16 protein-coding genes and 2 pseudogenes are annotated in these 18,435 nt (G+C 67.5%); 6 read left to right on the plus strand and 12 right to left on the minus strand.

Translation table 11 applies throughout. The annotated features are described in order from the left end of the window. Window positions 1-55: 55 nt before the first annotated feature. Together AAFL97_RS12340 and AAFL97_RS12345 are read left to right on the plus strand one after the other, a co-directional pair. Entirely contained in the window at window positions 56-280 is a 225-nt protein-coding gene (locus AAFL97_RS12340) for an AbrB/MazE/SpoVT family DNA-binding domain-containing protein (protein WP_263461147.1), read from the plus strand. Continuing rightward, window positions 277-702 (plus strand): putative toxin-antitoxin system toxin component, PIN family, encoded by a 426-nt coding sequence (locus AAFL97_RS12345; protein ID WP_341645170.1) that lies wholly within the window; start codon window positions 277-279, stop codon window positions 700-702. The genes AAFL97_RS12340 and AAFL97_RS12345 overlap by 4 nt, the downstream gene beginning before the upstream one ends. A gap of 21 nt (window positions 703-723) precedes the next feature. On the opposite strand, the gene AAFL97_RS12350 is transcribed toward AAFL97_RS12345, so the two are convergent. The 10 genes and pseudogenes from AAFL97_RS12350 to AAFL97_RS12395 all read right to left on the minus strand — a co-directional run bounded on the left by AAFL97_RS12350 (window position 724) and on the right by AAFL97_RS12395 (window position 10,785). After that, window positions 724-1,158 (minus strand): EamA family transporter, encoded by a 435-nt coding sequence (locus AAFL97_RS12350; RefSeq protein ID WP_445954494.1) that lies wholly within the window; start codon window positions 1,156-1,158, stop codon window positions 724-726. A gap of 23 nt (window positions 1,159-1,181) precedes the next feature. Beyond that, window positions 1,182-1,580 (minus strand): type II toxin-antitoxin system VapC family toxin, encoded by a 399-nt coding sequence (locus tag AAFL97_RS12355; RefSeq protein WP_341645171.1) that lies wholly within the window; start codon window positions 1,578-1,580, stop codon window positions 1,182-1,184. Between the two features lie 292 nt (window positions 1,581-1,872). Next, window positions 1,873-2,220: a hypothetical protein gene (locus tag AAFL97_RS12360; protein ID WP_341645172.1), complete on the minus strand. Its 348-nt coding sequence runs from the start codon at window positions 2,218-2,220 to the stop codon at window positions 1,873-1,875. Window positions 2,221-2,233: 13 nt separating this feature from the next. Next, complete coding sequence (locus AAFL97_RS12365; protein ID WP_341645173.1) at window positions 2,234-3,073, minus strand: DUF2894 domain-containing protein; 840 nt, start codon at window positions 3,071-3,073, stop codon at window positions 2,234-2,236. Beyond that, window positions 3,066-3,719, minus strand: coding sequence for an OmpA family protein (locus tag AAFL97_RS12370; protein WP_341645174.1), 654 nt, complete (start codon window positions 3,717-3,719; stop codon window positions 3,066-3,068). The genes AAFL97_RS12365 and AAFL97_RS12370 overlap by 8 nt, the downstream gene beginning before the upstream one ends. Window positions 3,720-3,721: 2 nt before the next feature. Continuing rightward, entirely contained in the window at window positions 3,722-5,944 is a 2,223-nt protein-coding gene (locus AAFL97_RS12375; protein ID WP_341645175.1) for a DUF802 domain-containing protein, read from the minus strand. After that, window positions 5,941-6,735 carry a DUF3348 family protein gene (locus tag AAFL97_RS12380; RefSeq protein ID WP_341645176.1) on the minus strand — a complete coding sequence of 265 codons (795 nt, stop codon included), beginning with the start codon at window positions 6,733-6,735 and terminating at the stop codon, window positions 5,941-5,943. Before AAFL97_RS12380 ends, AAFL97_RS12375 begins: the two co-directional genes overlap by 4 nt. 114 nt (window positions 6,736-6,849) lie before the next feature. After that, window positions 6,850-7,764, minus strand: a complete 915-nt coding sequence (locus AAFL97_RS12385; RefSeq protein WP_341647155.1) for a DMT family transporter — start codon at window positions 7,762-7,764, stop codon at window positions 6,850-6,852. Window positions 7,765-7,872: 108 nt separating this feature from the next. Then, a pseudogene (ccoG, locus tag AAFL97_RS12390) lies at window positions 7,873-9,279 on the minus strand (cytochrome c oxidase accessory protein CcoG). Window positions 9,280-9,370: 91 nt separating this feature from the next. Continuing rightward, window positions 9,371-10,785 (minus strand): annotated as a pseudogene (locus AAFL97_RS12395) (aminotransferase-like domain-containing protein). A gap of 77 nt (window positions 10,786-10,862) precedes the next feature. On the opposite strand from AAFL97_RS12395, the gene prfB reads away from it, so the two are divergent. The 3 genes from prfB to AAFL97_RS12410 all read left to right on the plus strand — a co-directional run bounded on the left by prfB (window position 10,863) and on the right by AAFL97_RS12410 (window position 14,010). Continuing rightward, a protein-coding gene (prfB, locus tag AAFL97_RS12400) for a peptide chain release factor 2 (protein ID WP_263461132.1) occupies window positions 10,863-11,967 on the plus strand; the annotation gives its coding sequence in 2 pieces (ribosomal slippage) (window positions 10,863-10,943 and window positions 10,945-11,967; 1,104 coding nt in all). Window positions 11,968-11,998: 31 nt separating this feature from the next. Next, window positions 11,999-13,297, plus strand: coding sequence for a hypothetical protein (locus AAFL97_RS12405; RefSeq protein WP_341645177.1), 1,299 nt, complete (start codon window positions 11,999-12,001; stop codon window positions 13,295-13,297). Between the two features lie 11 nt (window positions 13,298-13,308). Then, a complete protein-coding gene (locus AAFL97_RS12410) occupies window positions 13,309-14,010 on the plus strand; it encodes a hypothetical protein (protein WP_341645178.1) in 702 nt (233 codons plus the stop codon). Window positions 14,011-14,050: 40 nt separating this feature from the next. Here AAFL97_RS12410 and AAFL97_RS12415 read toward each other — a convergent pair whose 3' ends face one another. Both AAFL97_RS12415 and AAFL97_RS12420 read right to left on the minus strand, forming a co-directional pair. Further along, on the minus strand, window positions 14,051-14,752 hold the full coding sequence (locus AAFL97_RS12415) for a type 1 glutamine amidotransferase (RefSeq protein WP_341645179.1): 702 nt from the start codon (window positions 14,750-14,752) through the stop codon (window positions 14,051-14,053). Between the two features lie 20 nt (window positions 14,753-14,772). After that, window positions 14,773-15,393, minus strand: coding sequence for a hypothetical protein (locus AAFL97_RS12420; RefSeq protein WP_341645180.1), 621 nt, complete (start codon window positions 15,391-15,393; stop codon window positions 14,773-14,775). A 221-nt stretch (window positions 15,394-15,614) separates the two neighbouring features. Between AAFL97_RS12420 and AAFL97_RS12425 the strand changes: the two genes are divergently transcribed. Then, window positions 15,615-18,404: an AAA family ATPase gene (locus AAFL97_RS12425; protein ID WP_341645181.1), complete on the plus strand. Its 2,790-nt coding sequence runs from the start codon at window positions 15,615-15,617 to the stop codon at window positions 18,402-18,404. Window positions 18,405-18,435: the final 31 nt, after the last annotated feature.

Here is an 18,435-nt window from a genome sequence, read left to right on the forward strand (position 1 = left end):
GAGCAGGATCGGAGTTAGAATAGATTTCCTTACTTCATTACTTTCGGAGGCTGGCATGCTGGCCAAACGAACGAGCAAGAACCAGATCACTCTGCCCAAGGCCATTGTCCAGACGGTAGGCGAAGCCGATTACTACGACGTCACCGTTCAGGATGGAAAGATCGTCCTGGCACCGGTTCGCCTTCAGCAGGCTGACGCGGTGCGGGCAAAGCTGGAAGAATTGGGCATCACGCAGGATGACGTGGACGACGCTGTTGCCTGGGCGAGAAAGCACGCGTGAATCTCCCGCGCGTCGTTCTCGACACCAACTGCCTGATCTCGGCCCTGATCTTCTCTCGCGGCAACTTTGCCTGGCTGCGTGAAGCCTGGCAGGCCAGGCGTTTCATTGCGCTTGCCAGCCACGACACCATCAGTGAACTCCTGAGAGTATTGCACTACCCCAAATTCAAGCTGGACCGCGATGCACGGGAAATACTGCTGGCTGAATTTCTTCCGTATGTCGAAACGGTCAAAATCGAACACACACCTGAAGGTCTGCCGGACATCCGGGATCCCGACGACATCATCTTCCTGATACTGGCCGTCACGGCCAAAGCCGACACATTGGTCAGCGGCGATGCGGACATCCACGCCGTGAAAGCGCAGTTTCACATCCCCATCGTTACTGTGGCCGAATTCGCCGACTGGTTGAAACGGCATTGAGGGCATACCCGCCCGATGGTTTCAACGCCTGAAGGCAAGCACCAGCACCCCCGAAGCCACCAGGCCGATACCGAACCACTCGCGGGACGAGGGACGCTCGCCGAGAAACAGGAAGGCAAAGATCGCCACCAGCACAAGGCTGAACTTGTCGACTGGCGCCACCTTGGATGCCTCGCCGAACTGCAGCGCCCGGAAGTAGCAAATCCATGATGCGCCGGTGGCGAGTGCGGACAGCGCCAGGAACAGCAGGGTCTTCGGCGGCAGCACCAGCGGGTTGCTCCACTTGCCGGCGAGCCAGACGAAGGGGGCCAGCACGAAGAGGATCAGCACCGTCCGCACCAGTGTCGCCAGATCGGAATCCACGCCGGCAACGCCCACCTTGGCGAATATCGCCGTAAGCGCGGCGAAGCAGGCCGACAGCACCGCCCAGAAGAACCAGTTCGAGGCAATGGACATGGGTCAGGACACCATTCGCATGATCAACGCCGGGGCCGCTCGATGTGCCGGACGGTACTTCCATACCGGGCCAGTTTTCCGTCCGCGCTGAGCAGGGTCAGCGGCTCGGCGATCGACTGGGCAAGCAGCAGGCGATCGAAAGGATCGCGATGATCATCGAAGGCCGGCAATTCAGCCACCTTGAGGATGTGGGCGTTCCCGATCGGCAGCCAGGAAAAGCCCATCTTTTCGACCTGGGCGGCAAACACGGACAGGTCGATATGAACCTTGCCCAGCCCTGCCTTGACGGTCAGCTCCCACAACGACACCTGACTCACCATGACTTCGTCCGCAGCGTCGACGAATTGCTGGACCTCGTCCGTGACGCGATCGTCACCGGTCTGCCACCAGAAGGCGAAATGCGTGTCGAGCAGCAGCCTCACCGAGCTTCTCCGCCAGGGCCTGCATTTTCGTTCTGGAATGCGGCAAAAAGCTCATCGACGGGTGCATCGAAATCATCCCCCATCTTCCAGTCCTGGCCGTTCAGACTCCCCGGCGGAGCAATCCGGCGCTTCGGGGGCCGATATGCAGCGAGTGTCGCCACCGGCTGGCGGCGCGCGCAATGATCACCTCTTCGCCTCCCTCGACAAGTTCGAGCAGACGCGACAAGTGGGTCTTTGCCTCATGGACGTTCACAACTTGCATGACGATCTTGCCGACTGAATGAACTAAGTCTTAGTCTAGTTCATGCACGCGCTTAGTCCACTGGCTTATCGTTCGTCGTAAAACCTCGACAGTCGCATGGCGCTCCCGCGCACCTTTTGCCACGCGGCAGTTCACGGCAACATCCTTGTCACCGGCACGGATGCTTCCTTCCACGACCAGGACATTTCCCTTTTCGTAGTGACGACCGCTCCACTGCCAGGTCGCAACGCCCTTGCCGGCGAAATGGGCTTCTGCTTCCGAGCGGCACCACGACAGCAGTTCGCTACCCAGGTGAAACTCGATCTCTTCCCGCGGATAGGACTGCGCCGCAAGCTGCGGCGCAAAGCTCAGAAAGGCCAGGCCCAAAACAAAACGCATCGAAACCCCCTATTCATTTGTCGGGCAAGGACACATAGCCTCGCGTCTTCTTCTGCCCGACTTTCCGTGTTGCCGGCTTTCGCGTGGCTGCCTTCTGCGAACCGGTCTTCTGTCCTGCCCCTTTCCCCGTGTCGAGCAGATCCAGCCACAGCAGCGCATCCGCGTAGGACATGAAGTTTTCCAGGTATTGCGGCGCGATGTCGCGCATGCGGATCAGTGCCTGCAGCACGAGGAAATGCGAATTGAGCGGCCCGGCATTCTCCGGCGCCTGCGCCAGCGCCTGCGACAACTGCTGCTCCAGGCTGAGCCGCGACCAGATGCTGCCGAAGTAGTGCAGCGATTTCAATTCTCCGCCGGATGCGCCGGGCGCGGCCGCTGCAAGCGGTGCGGCGGTGTTCTGGCGGGCGGCATGGACAAGCAGTTCGGCGAGTGGGCCGGGGCGCGGTGCATACCGGCGCGGTGCATGCCGGCCCGGCACGGACTGCTGCGGCTCAGGACGGCCCGGCGCCACCGCCTTGTTCTCGGTGCTTGCCCCGACCTCGGCACCCGCATGCTCGAAGCGCTCGCGGAGCGCGGCCAAGCGGCGCGCCAGCTTCCGCGCCACTGCCGCACGTGCCGCGCCTTGCAGGTTTTCGCCCCGCCGCCACATCGCTTCGATGACGCGGAAACCCACCGGGTCGAAGCTCGCCGCACCACGGCTGCGCAAGGCATCGATGAGCGCAGCCGTGTCGTCTTCCGGTGCGGCATCGAGCCGCGATTCAACCCGAAACAGCGAAGACGGCTCTCCTTCGGCAGCCCATCCGTCGTCGCCAGCGCCCGGCAAGGCCGTTCCCGAGGACGGAGGCTCAGCCATTCGCGGCCGCCTTCTCGGCCAGCTTCTGCGACGATCTCGACACCGGCGCAATCTCCACCCGCCGGTTGCGCGAACGGCCTTCGGCGTCGTCGTTCGGCGCCACCGGCTGCTCCGAGCCGAATGCCGCGGCGAACACCGATGCGGACGGCACGCCTGCCTCGATCAGTACCCGCGTCACCGTCAGCGCGCGCTGCGCCGACGGATCCCAGTTGTCGGCGAAGCGGCGGTTGCTGTCGAGCACCGGCCGGTCGTCGGTGAAGCCACTGACCATCAGCATTTCGTCGTGCGTGCCGAGATAAGCCGTCAAGGGCACCGCCAGGCTTTGCAGCAGTTGATGGCCTTCCGGTTGCAGTTCGGCCGAGTTGTGGGCGAACAGCACGCTGCCGCTGATGCCGATGCGCCCGCCTTCCAGCGTCACCCGCCCTGCGGCCAGCGGCACTGCCAGCGCCTGTTCCAGCGCCTCGCGCCGCTGCTCCTCGATCTGGCGCTTTTCCACTTCGGCTTCCAGCGTGGTGGCGAGTTCGAGCTGCACACCCAGCACGCCGACCAGGATCAGCACGAACGCGCCCAGCAGCCCCGACATCAGGTCGCCGAACACGCCCCAGGCCGGTGCGGAATCCTCGATGCCGCCGTGGATATCTTCCATGCTCACACCTCGCCGGCGGCGGTGCGGCCAGGCTGCAGGCCCTCGACCATGCGCTGCTGCGACATCAGGCTGAGGTCGATGATCTCGCGCGCCTGCGCCACGTAGTAGGCGAGTTGCTCATCGCTGCGTGCCATCGATTTTTCCAGCGCGCCTTCGATGCGCTGCAGGCTCGCCATCAGCTTGTCGTTCGACTCGCTGAAAAGCTGCACCGCCAGCCCGAAGGCCTCGGCCAGGCTCGCCACCTCGACCGCGCCGCCGGCAAGCTGGCCGGCGGTGTCGGTGAGCCGCGTGGATTCGGCTTCGATGCGCTCGGTGAAGCCAAGGCTGGCACGCTCCAGCGCCGACGCCGACGAGGCGACCAGCGCGTCGATCGCCTGGCGCTGTTCGGTCGATGCATGGTTGATCGCATCCAGCAGGCCGCCCAGCGTTTCCATGATGCGGCTGCGCTCGGCCAGCGAAGCGTTGTCGCGCGCGATGCTGGCCGATAGCTCGTGGCGCAGCTCGCCGACCACTTCGGCCGCGGCGCGGGGCGCTTCGGCTGCGGTCTGCAGCAGGCCGCCGACCTGCTCGATGGTGCGGGCGGCCTGTTCATGGGTGGCGCTGGCCAGGCTGCGCGCGGTTTCGTCCAGGCGGGCGAGGACTTCCTCCTGCCGGCGGCCGGCCTGTTCGCCCGCCTGCCCCCAGGCCTCGCGCAGCGAGCTTGCCATTGCCTCCAGCGCCTGTGCCTGCGCCGCCTGCCGGGCGGCGTCCTGCGCGGCCAATTCGGCCTGCAGCGCGGACAGCCGCGTCTCCACCTGCTCGACCAGGGCGGCGGAACGCTGCGCGAAAGTGTCGGCGAAGGCACGCAGGGCAAGCCGAAGCTCGTCCGTCGCGGTCCTGCTGCCCTGCGCATGGCTCGCCAGCGCATCGGTCCAGGCTTCGGCCACCTGGCCGGCACTGGCTTCGAAACGTGTTGCCAGGCCGTCGAAACGGGCTTCCAGCGCGCCGGCCACCTGCGTGTGCAGTTCGGCGGCCTGGCGCGCGATGCCTTCCACCGCCGTGGCGAGATCGCTGCGCAGGCCGGCATGCGCGTCGCCGACCGAAGCCAGCAGGCTCGCCGCGCGACGCTCGAAATCCTCGTTCCAGCCGGCGAGCGATGCGTCCAGCTTGCGCCCCAGCGCCTCGCTGCCGGCCTCATGGCGGGCAAGCGCGGTAGTCCAGGTATCGGCCACGCTGGTCGTGGCGGCATCCAGACGCTGCGACACGCCGTCGAGCTGCGCCTGCACGCCATCGGCGACCTGCTGCTGCAGCGCAGCCGTCTCGCGCGCGATGCCGGCCATGGTCTCGGCCACCACCGGCTGGATGGTCTGTCCGGCCAGGCGGGCGCTTTCGCTCAGGCTGTCCTTCAGCGAGGCATCGACCGATGCCGCCAGCGCCGCATAGGCGCCGCGCGCCTCGTCGTGGAAACGCTGCTGTCCGGTGGAGAGACGCTCGTGCAGTTCGGCGCCCTGGCGCTCCATCTGCGCCATCATCGTCTGCAGGGTATCGACCAGCGTCGGCAGCAGCCGCGCCTGCTCCTTCATGGCGACGAAGGCCTCCTGCCGCAGCTGCGCCAGCGAAGCACCGCGCAGTTCGCCGGCGATGCGGCCGTCCAGCAACTGCGAGGCCCGCAGGCGTTCGCGGCGGCACAGCGCCGACATCAGGCCCAGCATGGCCGACGCCGCCACCCCCGCCACCGAAGTGCCGAAGGCGACGCCCAGCCCCTTCACCGGTGCCGCCAGCGACGAGCGGATGGTCTGCAGGTCGGTGGTGGTCTCGAGCGCGATCACCGCGCCGTCCAGCGTCATCACCATGCCGAGGAAGGTGCCCAGCATGCCCAGCAGTACCAGCATGCCCACCAGATAAGGGGTCAGCGCCGGTCCGGGCAGGCCGATGCGCTCGCCGTCGATGCGCAGCCGCACCGCGTTCTGCAGCGAAGCCGGCAGGCCGGACAGCCAGCGGCTGCAGGCGGCGGCATCCATCGTCCCGCCTGCGGCATCCAACGCAGGAATGGCGCTCAAAGCCTGGCGCAATCCCGACGTGGCGCGCTCGAAGCGGAACAGCTCGACCACGCCGACCAGATACACCACGCCGATCAGGGCGGTCATGCCCAGGGCCAGCGGACTGCGCCCAACATAGCCCATACCCACCCACAGCACCACGGCCAGCCCCAGCAGGCAGGCCACCACACTCATGCTTCTGTTCATTCGCGTTCCGTCGATTCCGTATCCAGTGCCGCCACCAGCCCCGCCACCGGCATCAGCCGCAGGTCCAGTTCGGCCAGCAGCACCTGCTGCATCTCCGCGCAAAAGCGCGCCAGCCATCCGCCCGGCTGCAGCCAGCCGGCGGCATCGCCGTCCGCCGCACCACCATGGGCCTCGAACAGGCGTGCGAAGCGCCCGCCCAGCAGCACCGGCACCTGGGCCAGCAGACCGGCTTCGCGCGCCGCCAGCGCCTGCTCCATCACCGCGTCCAGCGCCGCGAGCTGCTTCAGCGCGGCGGACTGCCGCCCCAGTTCGGCACGCATCTGCGCGCGCAGCGGCCCGACGACAGCCGCCAGCCTGCGCTGCTGCGTCATGTAATGGCGATGAAGCGGCGCGAAATCCGGCGTGGCGGGATCGGCAACGGAGTCGGTCGCGGCCTGCGCCAGGGCATCGGGCAAGGACGGCGGCCCCGCCGGCGCATCCGCCGGCAGGCTCTCACCGCCCTTCTGCGCCGCATCGGCAGCGGCGATCGCCTGCGCCAGATCACTGCGCACGCGAGCCAATTCAGTGCGCATTGCCGCGGCGGACTGGCGGGCCGTATCGGCGCGGCCCGCCGGCACGGCCGCCGAATTCAACGCCGCGTAAAGCGCCAGCGCCTCCTTGAAGTCGAGCCACACGCCCAGGCGCTCGGCGAACGACTGCCTGGGTTCCGCGGCATCCGCCACTGCCAGTTCGGCCAGCGCCCGCACCAGCCCTGCACTGTTGAACCGCGTACGCGGCAAACCCTGCGTCATCCCCCGACCCGGCGCCCGATGGGCGAAAAAGGGCGAAGGCTACACCAAAGCGGCACGCTGGGGAGCAGCCGCATCGGCACCCGCGGTCATGCCGAACGCCCGAAACCCGCGTGGCTACTTGCGCCCGGCCGGATCGAAAATACCCCAGCGGCCCAGCGCACCGGCCGGCAAGGCGCCCAGTGCAGCCCCCAGCGACACCACCAGGATGCCGAGCACGGTCAGGGCACCCAGCGCCTCGTCCAGAATCAGGAAGCCACCGATCGCCGAGAAGGCCGGAACCAGCGCCAGCATCATCGAAGCCTGGCAGGCGCCGATCTTCTGGTTGGCATAGCTGTACATGCCGGCCGCCAGCATCGCGGCGATGAGGCCTTGATAGACCGCCTGCAGGCCGATCTCGCCCCAACCGGCCTGGGCGATGTTGCCCGGCAGCCAGAGGAAATACACCGGCATGTAGGACAGCATCGAGAAAGTCGCGATGCCGAGAATGCCGAGCTGCGGCCGGATCTGCCAGCGGCGCATCAGCAGCCCGAAAATGGCCCAGCACAGCGCGGCAGCAAGAAAGAACAGATCGCCGACCCACTCGTCGGCAGCCGCCGGCGAGAACAGGCTCTGGAAGCCGATCAGCACCAGCCCGGCGGTCGACAGGAGCAGCGCCAGCACGGTCTGGCGCGCAATGTGGAAGCCTGCCGCGACGGCAACGATGGCCACGGTCCAGAACGGAATGCCGCCATTGACGAACACGCCGGCGTGCGCGCTCGGCGCGAAGGCGAAACCCGAATAGACCAGAATCCCGTAGCCCAGGCCGCCGAACAGCGCCAAGGCCATGTAGCGCGGCCACTCGCGCGGCGGCACCAGACGGACGAAGAAGGGCAGCGCCAGCACCCCGGACACGCCGTAGCGCAGTGCCGCGAGGTCGAAGGGGGTGAAGGTCGCGGTGCTGCCGAAGCGCGACACGATGTTGAAGCCGGACCAGCAGATGACCACGACCAGCGCGGCCAGCAAGCCCTTGGCCGTATCGGAAAGCCCCATGTGGTGATTGCCGCTCAATTGAACCTCATTTCCATGTTTTTTTGGGCCGCCCCTGTGCGGCGGCCCGGCAGTGTGACACGCATCGCCCCGATGCACCTAAGGCGGTACTCAGGGCAGGATGAAGCGGCTCTTCTCCCGGCTCGCCGTGCCGGCATCATGCACCGCTGCGGTATGGAATTCGATCGGCCTCGCCCCCGCGGGCGCCGCTTCAGCGGGAGACGACACGACCAGCGGCACGGTGTGGATGCTGTCCGGCCCGACGGTGAACTCGCTGCCGCCTTCGATCTTCAGGCCCGGCAGGCCGACGACCTCGACCCTGAAGGTGCGCACGGCCTCTTCCATGTTGATCAGCTTCAGCGTGTAGTCGTTTTCGATGCGGCCTTCGGCGGTCTCCCGCGACAGCAGGCCGCGGTCGCGGATCACGTCGACCCGCAGCGTCGAACGCTGGCTCAGCGTCCATACGCTGAGCACCGAGAACAGCAGCAGCAAGCCGGCGAGACGAGCACCCGCGGCCCCGGCACCCATCGCCTCCTCCCCTCACCACCCCGCTTCGGCGCGCCGGCGAGTTCGCGCTCCGACGCGAAGCGGATCAACCCGCGCGGCGCACCGAGCTTGTCCATCACCTGGTTACAGCCATCGACGCACAGGCCGCAGTTGATGCACTGGTATTGCAGGCCGTCGCGGATGTCGATGCCGGTCGGGCAGACCTGCACGCAGATGCCGCAGTCGATGCAGTCGCCGGTACTGCCCGCGTGCCGCAGCGCCCCGCGCGGCTCGCCGCGGCGATGATCGTAGCCCACACTGGCCGTCGCGCCATCGATCATCACGCCCTGGAAGCGGGAATACGGGCACATGTGCTGGCACACCGCCTCGCGCGCCAGCCCGGCCTGCACATAGGTGAAGGACGCGTAGAAGATCAGCCAGAAGCTTTCCCACGGACCGGTCTGCAGCGCCGCGGCCGACGGCAGCAGCTCGCGGATCGGCGTGAAATAGCCGACGAAGGTGATCGCGGTCCAGCTTGCCACCAGCCCCCAGATGCCGTGCTTGACCGCCTTGATTGCCAGCTTGCGCGCCGACATCGGGCTCCGGTCCAGCTTCAGGCGCGCCAGGTGGTCGCCTTCGATCCTGGCCTCGATCCAGACGAAGATCGAGGTACTACACCGTCTGCGGACAGGCGAAGCCGCAGAACAGCCGCCCGGCCAGGGCGGTGACGAAGAACAGCGCGGTCGCCGCCAGGATCAGCATGAAGGCCAGCAGCAGCGCGTCCTGCGGCCACAGCACCAGGCCGAAGAGATAGAGCTTTTCATGCACGATGTCGAACAGGATCGCCTGCCTGACCCCTTCGCCCGTATCCCAGCGCAGCCAACAGCCGCCATAGAAGATGATCTGGGTCAGCCACACCATGACCCAGCGCGCGGTATTGAAGCGCCCCGCGACAGCCTTGGCATGGATCGTGCCCTTGCTGCGGTAAAGCTCAAGCTTGGCTTCGCGCACCTTGCTGACGGCCTTGCTCATCGGTGAACTCCGGTTCTTGCGATGAGCGCAGTACATCACCCGGCCGGCAACCGGAACAGATTCAGACGATACGATTTCCGATAGGAACAGATCAGTCGAGCTGCTGCCCGATCAGCGTACCGAGCGTGCGCAAGGCCTGATCCTGCCGGGCACCCGCCGGATGGCCGAAGTTCAGCCGCAGGTAGTTGCGGAACGCGCGCGTCGCCGAAAAGATCGGTCCGGGGGCGATGCTGATGCCGCAGGCCAGCGCCTGCTGGTGCAGACGCAGGGTATCGACCTGCGGCGGCAGTTCCAGCCACAGGAAATAGCCGCCGTCGGGACGTGCCAGCCGGATGCCGGGCGGAAAGTGCTGCTCGATGCCCGCCACCAGCACCGCCTCCTGCTCCGCCAGATGGCGGCGCAAGTTGCGTAGGTGCGCATCAAAGCCGCCGCGCTTCATGTAGCCCGCCAAGGCAATCTGCAGCGGCACCGCCGTCGCCAGGCTGGTGGAGAACTTCTGCCGCTGCACTTCCCTGGCGTAGCGCCCGGCCGCCACCCAGCCCACCCGGTAGCCCGGCGCGAGGCACTTCGAGAACGAGGACACGTGCAGCACCAGGCCGTCCGCATCCAGCGCCTTGGTCGCAGCCGGCGCATCACGGCCGAAATACAACTCGGTGTAGACGTCGTCCTCGATCAGCGGCACCTGGTGCCTGCGCAGCAGCTCGACCAGCGCGCGCTTGTTCCCGTCCGATATCCGGCTGCCGGTGGGATTGGAGAAATTGAGCATGAACAGGCAGGCCTTGACCGGATGGCGGCGCAGCGCATCGGCCAGCGCGTCCAGGCTCACGCCTTCGCGCGGATGACTCGGGATCTCCACCACCTTGAGCCCCAGCCGCTCGCTGGCCTGCAGGCCGGCATAGAAGGTGGGCGACTCCACCGCGATCAGGTCCCCCGGCCGGGTCAGCGCCTGCAGGCACAGGTTGATGCCTTCCAGCGCGCCGGAAGTGACGACGATTTCCTGCGGCGACACCGCAGCCCCCTGGGCCAGATAGCGCAAGGCGATCTGCCGCCGCAATTCCTCGTTGCCCGGCGGCAGGTCGGTCACCGTCGACAGCGGCGCCAGCTTGCGCCCCGCGCCGGCAAGGAAGCGGCCCAGCTTGTCCAGCGGATACAGGTCCGCGCTTGAAAGCTGGATCCCAGCGGCACGATCGCGGGGTCGCGCACGCTGTCCAGGATCTGGAAGATGAAGTCGCTGACCTGCAGCGCCGTCGCCCCGCCGACCGGCTGCGTCATGCCGGGTTCGGGCAGGCTGCGGCCGAGCCGGGCACGCACGAAGTAGCCGGACTTCGGCCGCGCCTCGATCAGCCCCCTGCTTTCGAGCAGATGGTAGGCCTGCATCACCGTGACCGGGCTGACCTCATGGCGCCGGCAGGCCTGCCGGACCGAGGGCAGCCGCTCGCCAGCGCGCAGCACGCCATCGGCGATCAGTGCCGCCGTCCGGTCCGCGATGTCCTGATAAAGCGTCATGCCCGGATGCTAGCAGGCCGCGGCCGCGCCGGCTGCCGGTATAATGCGCGGTTTTCCAGATTCCGCCGGAGCCTTGCATGGAAGCCGAACGCCAGAACGCCATCGCCGAGAAACTCGCCGACCTCGCCGCCCGGGGTCGCGAACTACGGAGGTATCTTTGACTACGATGTGAAAGCATCGAAGCTCGAAGAAGTCAATCGCGCGCTGGAAGACCCGGCCGTCTGGAACAACGCCGAACGGGCGCAGGAACTCGGCAAGGAAAAGCGCACGCTCGAGGACGTGGTGCTGACGCTGCAGCACATCGACGCCCAGTCGCGCGACCTGAAGGATCTGTACGAGCTCGCCGAAGCCGAGGACGACGACGACACCTTCGAGGCGGTCGAAGCCGATCTCGGCGGGCTGGCGGCGGAAATCGAGAAGCTCGAATTCCGCCGCATGTTCAGCAACCCGATGGACCCGAACAACTGCTTCATCGAAATCCAGGCCGGCGCCGGCGGCACCGAGGCGCAGGACTGGGCGGGCATGCTCGAGCGCATGTACCTGCGCTATGCCGAGAAGAACGGCTTCAGCGTCGAGCTGATGGAAGAGACCGAAGGCGAAGTCGCCGGCATCAAGAACTGCACGATCAAGGTCAGCGGCGAATACGCCTACGGCTACCTGCGCACCGAGACCGGCATCCACCGCCTGGTGCGCAAATCGCCGTTCGACTCCAACGCCCGCCGCCACACCAGCTTCACCTCGGTGTTCGTGTATCCGGAAGTCGACGATTCGATCGAGATCGAGATCAACCCCGCCGACCTGCGCATCGACACCTACCGCGCCTCCGGTGCCGGCGGCCAGCACATCAACAAGACCGACTCCGCGGTGCGCATCACGCACGAGCCGAGCGGCATCGTCGTGCAGTGCCAGAACGACCGCTCCCAGCACAAGAACAAGGCCGAGGCGATGTCGATGCTGAAGGCGCGCCTGTACGAGCTCGAACTGCGCAAGCGCCAGTCCGAGCAGCAGAAGCTGGAAGACAGCAAGAGCGACATCGGCTGGGGCCACCAGATCCGCAGCTACGTGCTCGACCAGTCGCGCATCAAGGACCTGCGCACCAACTACGAAGTGGGCAACACCCAGGCGGTGCTGGACGGCGACCTCGCGGACTTCATCGCGGCGAGCCTGAAGCAGGGCGTCTGAGTGCGGGGGCTCCCGGTCTGACACCTCCACAATGACCGATCCCTTCCTGTCCGACTTCCTCGCTCCCGGCGTCGACGCCGGCGAAGTGCCCGAACTGGCGGCGCTGGCCTCGGCGCGGCCGCTGCTCGACGCCTTCATCACGCTGTTCCGCGGCACCGAGGCCGAAGTGCTGATGCGCCTGCTGGTGCTGCGCGAGATCGGCCAGGAAGCCGAAGTGCCGCGCTGGTCGCCCGAGGCGCTGCGCGCGCGCTTCGCCTATCTCGACCCGGTGAAGCTCGAGACGGTGCTCAAGCGCCTGCGCGACAACGCCCTGCTGAGCATCGGCGAGGACGGCCAGTACGCGCTGTCGGACATCGGCCGCAACGCCGTCGCTGCACTGGCCATGCTGCTGCGCTTCGGCGACGAGGAAGACGCCGAACTGGGCTTTCTCACCGCCCAGCTCGCCGGCCTGCAGGCGGTGGGCGGCGTCACCGCCGAATCGCTCGGCCACCTGCTGTCCAAGCTTACCGACCTCACCTGGCACTTCGAGGAAGCGATCGCCTCCGGCTCCGAATTCCGCATCCTCGACGCCCGCCGCCGGCTGTCGGCCAACGGCCGCTGGCTGGAGCGCGGTACCGACATCCTCAACAAGCTGCTGGCCGAGCCGGATGCCGATTTCGAACTCGCCCGCATCGCCCAGCGCATCGGCCTGGCGCAGTCACGGCTCGCCCGCGCGGATGCGTCCTTCCAGCGCGCGCTGAACAAGATCGAAGCCCAGCGCGTGACGCTGGGCGGCTCGGGCATCTCGTCGTCCGACATCGCCGCCTGGCTGCGCCTGCTGGACAGCAGCACGCTGGCCGGGCTCGCCAGCGGCTGCATTGCCGCAGTGCCCGAACTGCCGCTGCTGGCCGGCGGGCATGAACTGCTGGACCGCGCCGAAAGCGCGCTCGGCGGCGAGGCTGCACAGGACGCGGCCGATACCACGCTGCCACCGCCTGATGCCGCGCAAGTCGACGCCGCGCCCGAGACCGAAGACCTGGCGATGCTGGAGCACTTCACCCATCGCCTCGACGCCCTGCCCGGCGCCCAGCCGCTGCACCAAGTCGTCGCCGGCGGCGGCTTCGCGCCGGCCAGCTATCGCCTGTCACTGCTCGCGCTGCTGGCCGACGGCGAGCACGCCAGCCCGGTCGACGGGCCGGTCGGCGCCTTCATGCGCCTGCCACTGGACGTCCATTTCGGCGACGAACTGGTCGCAGTCGGCGAGGACGAGATCGCTGCCATCAATACCGGCGAAGTCAGCCCGCGCCTGCCGCACACCCCTGCCCCGGCAGCCCCACTCGCCCACTCCTGAACGATGCGCCCATGGAACACGAACTGAAGACGCTCACCGCCCGCCTGCTCGCCCAGCGCTGGCTGCCGCGCAGCGATCGCATGGTGAGGCGCGCACTGGTCGATGAGAGCTTTCGTCTCGAACTCGACCGCCGCCTGGCCGACGTCGGCCTGCAACTGCTCGACAACCCCTACGCCGCCCACGTCAGCGTCGCACTGCAGGCCGACATGGCCGAGCCGGTGTTCGGCGCCGGCCGCGAATACGCCGCCAGCAACCTGGGGCTGACCCGCGACGAGATCGCACTGCTGGTGGTGATCTGGTCGCTGATCGTGCTGCCCAAGCGCGAGCGCCAGGTCACGCGGCGCGAACTGGTCGATGACGGCCAGGCCGACATGTTCGGCGGCGACAAGCCGGTCGCCCACGGCGAGGCCGTCTCCGGCAGCCTGACCGAAAGCTCGCTGCTGGCCGACTTCGGCCCCCGCCTCGGTGGCAAGACGCGCATGGCGATCGCGCTCGGCAAGCTGAACCGCCTGGGCTTCATCGAGCGCCGCGCCGGCATCATCGGCGAAGGGCCGCTGCTCGACGTCGCGCTCGACTACCGCGTGATGGCCGACCGCATCATCCACGGCACGCTCGGTGAAGTGCTGGCCGCGACCGGCCACCACCTGCCGGGCGCGGAGGCGGTCGACGATGACGAGACAGCCGCCGACGACGAAGCCGTCACTGCCGGCTGAAACCTGGACGGCTGATCAAACCTATTCTCCCTGTTCCGCTTCAGCGGCCGCCGGCCGCATGCAGGTAGGCAAGCAGCTCGGCCATCAGGCCGTTGATCGCGGCGTATTTGCTTTCATCCGCAGCCAGGATCCCGGCTTCGGACTGCACCCAGACTGCAGGCTGCAGCTCATCCCGGCAATGCTCGACGATCTGCCGCGCCGACTCGGGCGTGGTCTCCAGGTGGAACTGCAGCCCGATCACCGCCTTGCCGAACTGGAAAGCCTGGTTGTCGCAAGCCGTGCTGCGCGCGAGGTGGGCAGCCCCGGCCGGCAGGCTGAAGGTCTCGCCATGCCAGTGGAAGACCTCGATTTCTGGCGGAAAGCGGAACAGTGTTGGATCATCCTGCACCACCGCCTCGACCGGAAGCCAGCCGATCTCGCGCTCGCGGTTGGCAAACACCCGCCCGCCCAGCGCGCAGGCGATCAATTGGGCACCCAGGCACACGCCCAGCACCGGCCTGCCGAGACGGATGACTTCGGCAATGAAGCGCTTTTCCGCCACCAGCCATGGCAGCTCGGCCTCGTCGTTGACGCTCATCGGCCCGCCCATCACCACCAGCAGATCGACCGACTCGGGTTCGGGCAGCAGCGCATTCTTCTCGAAGAAACGGGTAGTGCCGATGTCGTAGCCGGCGTTTGCCAGCCAGGGGCCGATGCTGCCCGGCCCCTCGAAAGCGACGTGCTGCAGGATGTGTGCGTACATGGGTCGGAAGTCCGCTCTTCTCATCCGGGTGTCGGGGAAACGCGGAACTGGAACACCGCGTCGTCATCCCAGCAATCTAGCAAAATGCGTTCCACCCGTTGCTGCCACAACTGGCCGAAGCGGCGGCGCTCGTCGTCGTTCGCCTCGCCATGCAGGCATTTCCCCATCAGCGCCGACATCTCGGCCTCGGCCGGCACCTGCGACAGATCCGACGCGGCATCGACGAAGACACCGCTATCGATGCGCGTCAGCCGCAATACAAGCGGCACTTCAACCTCGAAACGCTGCAGCCCGCGGCGCACGAAGCGGCCGGCGATGCCCTTGAAACCGCCCTGCTGCGTGGCACCGGTGATCAGCGTCAATACGCTGGCGATGACGCCGGTCACGCCCTGCTCCAGCGGCTCGGCGAAATCGACGCGGACGCCGCCGCGTTCGGGCAAGCCATCCGGGTAAAGCAGGCTCATCGAACGGCAGGCCAGCACATAGGCCGACGCCACCGTCGGGCAGGAATGCCCGGCCAGCTTCACGGCATCCTCGTAGCCGTAGTCGAGCACGCCACCTTCGGCGGCACCGAGGAAATCGGCCAGGGGGTCATGTACGCGGATGCGCGGCACGCGCTGGAAGAATTCGGGAAAGCTCATCGGATCTGCCTCTGTGGAGCGATGCACGGGCGCTCAGTGTTGCGGAGCCGGCCATGCACGGCATTGATGCAGCTCATTTCGCGCCCCGCACCATCTCAGTGCAGCTTCCGGCATGGCCGCTGCATTTGCCGCCGCCCGGGGCCGCCGCTACACTCCCCGCCTCGCATCCTGCCCGCGCCCTCCGCAGCCGGGCCGCAAACCCTTTCGGCCGAACACCCGACATGTTTCACATCAAGACCCTGGAACTCGTCCACTGGGACTTCTGGCGCCGCTTCTCGCTGCCGCTGGACGCCCAGATCATCACCATCGTCGGCCCCAACGGCTCGGGCAAGACCACGCTGCTCGACGCCCTGCGCACGCTGTTCGCACTGCGCTGCTCGGGCAAGCGCGACTTCCGCCGCTACGTGCGCCGCGCCGACCGCAGCTTTGCCTGGATCCGCGCCATCGTCGCCAACCTGCCGGGCAGCAGCGGCAAGCGCCCCTTCTTCCCGTGCCTGTCGGACGAAGTCACCCTCGCCTGCCGCATCCGCAAGGCCGGCGGCGACTGGATCCGCGACTACACCATCATCGACGGCAACCAGGACATCGAGGCGCTGGAAGCCAGCAACGACTGGATCGGCCTGCGCGACTACCAGCACCGCCTCGCCTGGGGCGGCCTGACGCCGGCGATCACCAAGGTGCTGGCGCTGGAACAGGGCGACACCGACAAGCTGTGCGAATACTCGCCCAAGGCGCTGCTGGAGCTCGTCTTCGACGTCTTCGGCGACAAGGAAGTGCTGGACAACTACCAGGCCGCGCGCGAGGAGCAGAAATCCGCCGAACGCGAGCTCGACGAACTCGGCATCGACCTCGACCGCCTGAAGACCCAGGCCGAGGAAAAGAAGGCCGAGGCCAACCGCTTTCTGGAATGGAAGCAACTCGCCGACGAAGCCCAGGCCCTGCAGACCGAGATCGTGCCGCGGCTGGAAGTGGCCGAACTCGCGCGCGACATCGCCACCGAGCGTGAAGCCCTGCGCCGCGTCAATCTCGAACGCAGCGACAAGCTCGCCGAACAGCGCGACGCCCGCCTGCGGCTCGAAACCGTGCTGGCCGAACAGGACGCCGGCAAGGCCGAACGCGCCCGCCTGAAGAACAGCGACACCGCCACCGAACAGGCCTACCTCGCCGCCCACGACCGCGTGCGCGACCTGGAAAAGCTGCTCGCCGAGCGCGACACCCTGCGCGCCCAGCTCGCCAGCGAACACGGTGCCGACGCAGTCGCACTGGAAAAGGAACACGAAGAAGCCGACGCCAGCCGGGCCCGCCTGCGCACCAGGGAACGCGAACTCGTCGCCGCCTTCGAGGAAAAGACCGAAACCCTGCGCCACGAGCGCAACCGCGGCGGCCCGCCGGGCGACGCCGAAGTCTCCCGCTTCCGCGTCCGCCTCAGCGCCGAAGGCATCGCCCACCGCAGTCTGGCCGAAGTGGTCGAAGTCACCGACCCGGCCTGGCAGGCCGCGCTCGAAGCCATCCTGCGGCCCTACCGCCATCTGATCCTGCTCGAACGCGAAGCCGACCGCCACGCCGCCTGGGCGCTGGGCGAGCGCGAACGCTTCCGCCACTTCATCGTTCCCGAGCGCGAAACCGCACCGCCGCCGCGGCCGATGAGCCTGGCCGAAGTGGTGGAATTCGATGCCCCGGTGCCGCGCTGGCTCAGCGACCTGCTCAACCGCATCCGCCGTGTCGAAGACGCCGACGCCGCCCGCGATCTGCCGCGCGAGCAGGAATGGATCACCCGCGACGGCTACCACCGCGAACGCCGCGGCGCTCGCCACCTCGGCCGGCCGCAGGAATTCCACTTCGGCGAGCTCGCCCGCCAGTCGCGCCTTGCCGCGCTGCAGGACGAAATCACCGCGCTCGACAAGCAACTGCACGCCCTGCGCCCCAAGCTGGACGAGGCCACCGAGCGCGTCACCGCGCTGCGCCAGCGCATGCTCGGCCTGCAATCGGCGCAACTGCTCGCCGCCAAGGCCGAAATCTACGCCGCCGCCGAAACCGAACTGCCGCAGGCGCGCAAGACACTGACCGCCGCGATCGCCGAACGCGCCGACATGCGCGGCACGCTCGACGCCCTGAACGAAAAGCTCAACGGCATTCAGATCGAGCTTTCCCACCGTCAAAGTGCGCTCAAGGCCATCGACCAGCGCCTGGCCGACATCGCCCGCGACCATGGCCCGCGCCGCCACGCCCAGGCCGAGCGCATCCTCAGCCTTCGCCGCCGCCGGCGCGGCATGCCGCCGCACTGGCTCGACAGCGGCGAACTCGCCCTGCTCGCCGAGCGCTACGGCGACGCCCGCGGCGCCCGCGCCGAGCTCGAGCGCCTGCGCCGCCGCCTCGACGAAGGCGACTGGATCACCGACTCCGCCGTGCTCGTCGTCCGCGACCGCCTTGCCGCCGACGTCGCCCTGCGCGAGCGCGACTACCTCGACCGCCAGGGCTACTGCGCCACCGCACGCCGCCACACCGACAACGCCCGCGCCGCCTACATCGCCAAACTGCGCGCCACCGTGCGCCAGTACGCCAAGAACCTGAAAGCACTCGGCGAACTCGCCAACGTCAGCGTCGACTGCCCCACCCCACACCTTGACAACGACGACCTGTCGCTGGCCCAGGCCGGCCTGGAAGTGCGCTTCGACTTCGACCGCAAGGGCGCCGTCGGCCTCAACGACGGCGAAGCCTCCGGCGGCCAGCAGGTGATGAAATCGCTGATCCTGCTCATCGGCCTGCTGATGGACGAAGCCCGCCCCGGCGGCTTCGTCTTCATCGACGAACCTTTCGCCCACCTCGACATCGCCAACATCGACCGCGTCGGCACCTTCCTGCGCGCCACGCGGGCGCAATACCTGATCACCACGCCGGTAACGCACAACGCCAATGTGTTTGCGCCTGCGCAGTTGACGCTGGTGACGCGCAAGAAGCAACCTGGGGATGATTGGGCGCCGGCGATCGGGGTGTTGCAAAGGGCGGTATAGCCCGGCATATCATTTGGATTAACTCCGACAA

Source organism: Thauera sp. SDU_THAU2 (assembly GCF_038260575.1).
Lineage (GTDB): Bacteria > Pseudomonadota > Gammaproteobacteria > Burkholderiales > Rhodocyclaceae > Thauera.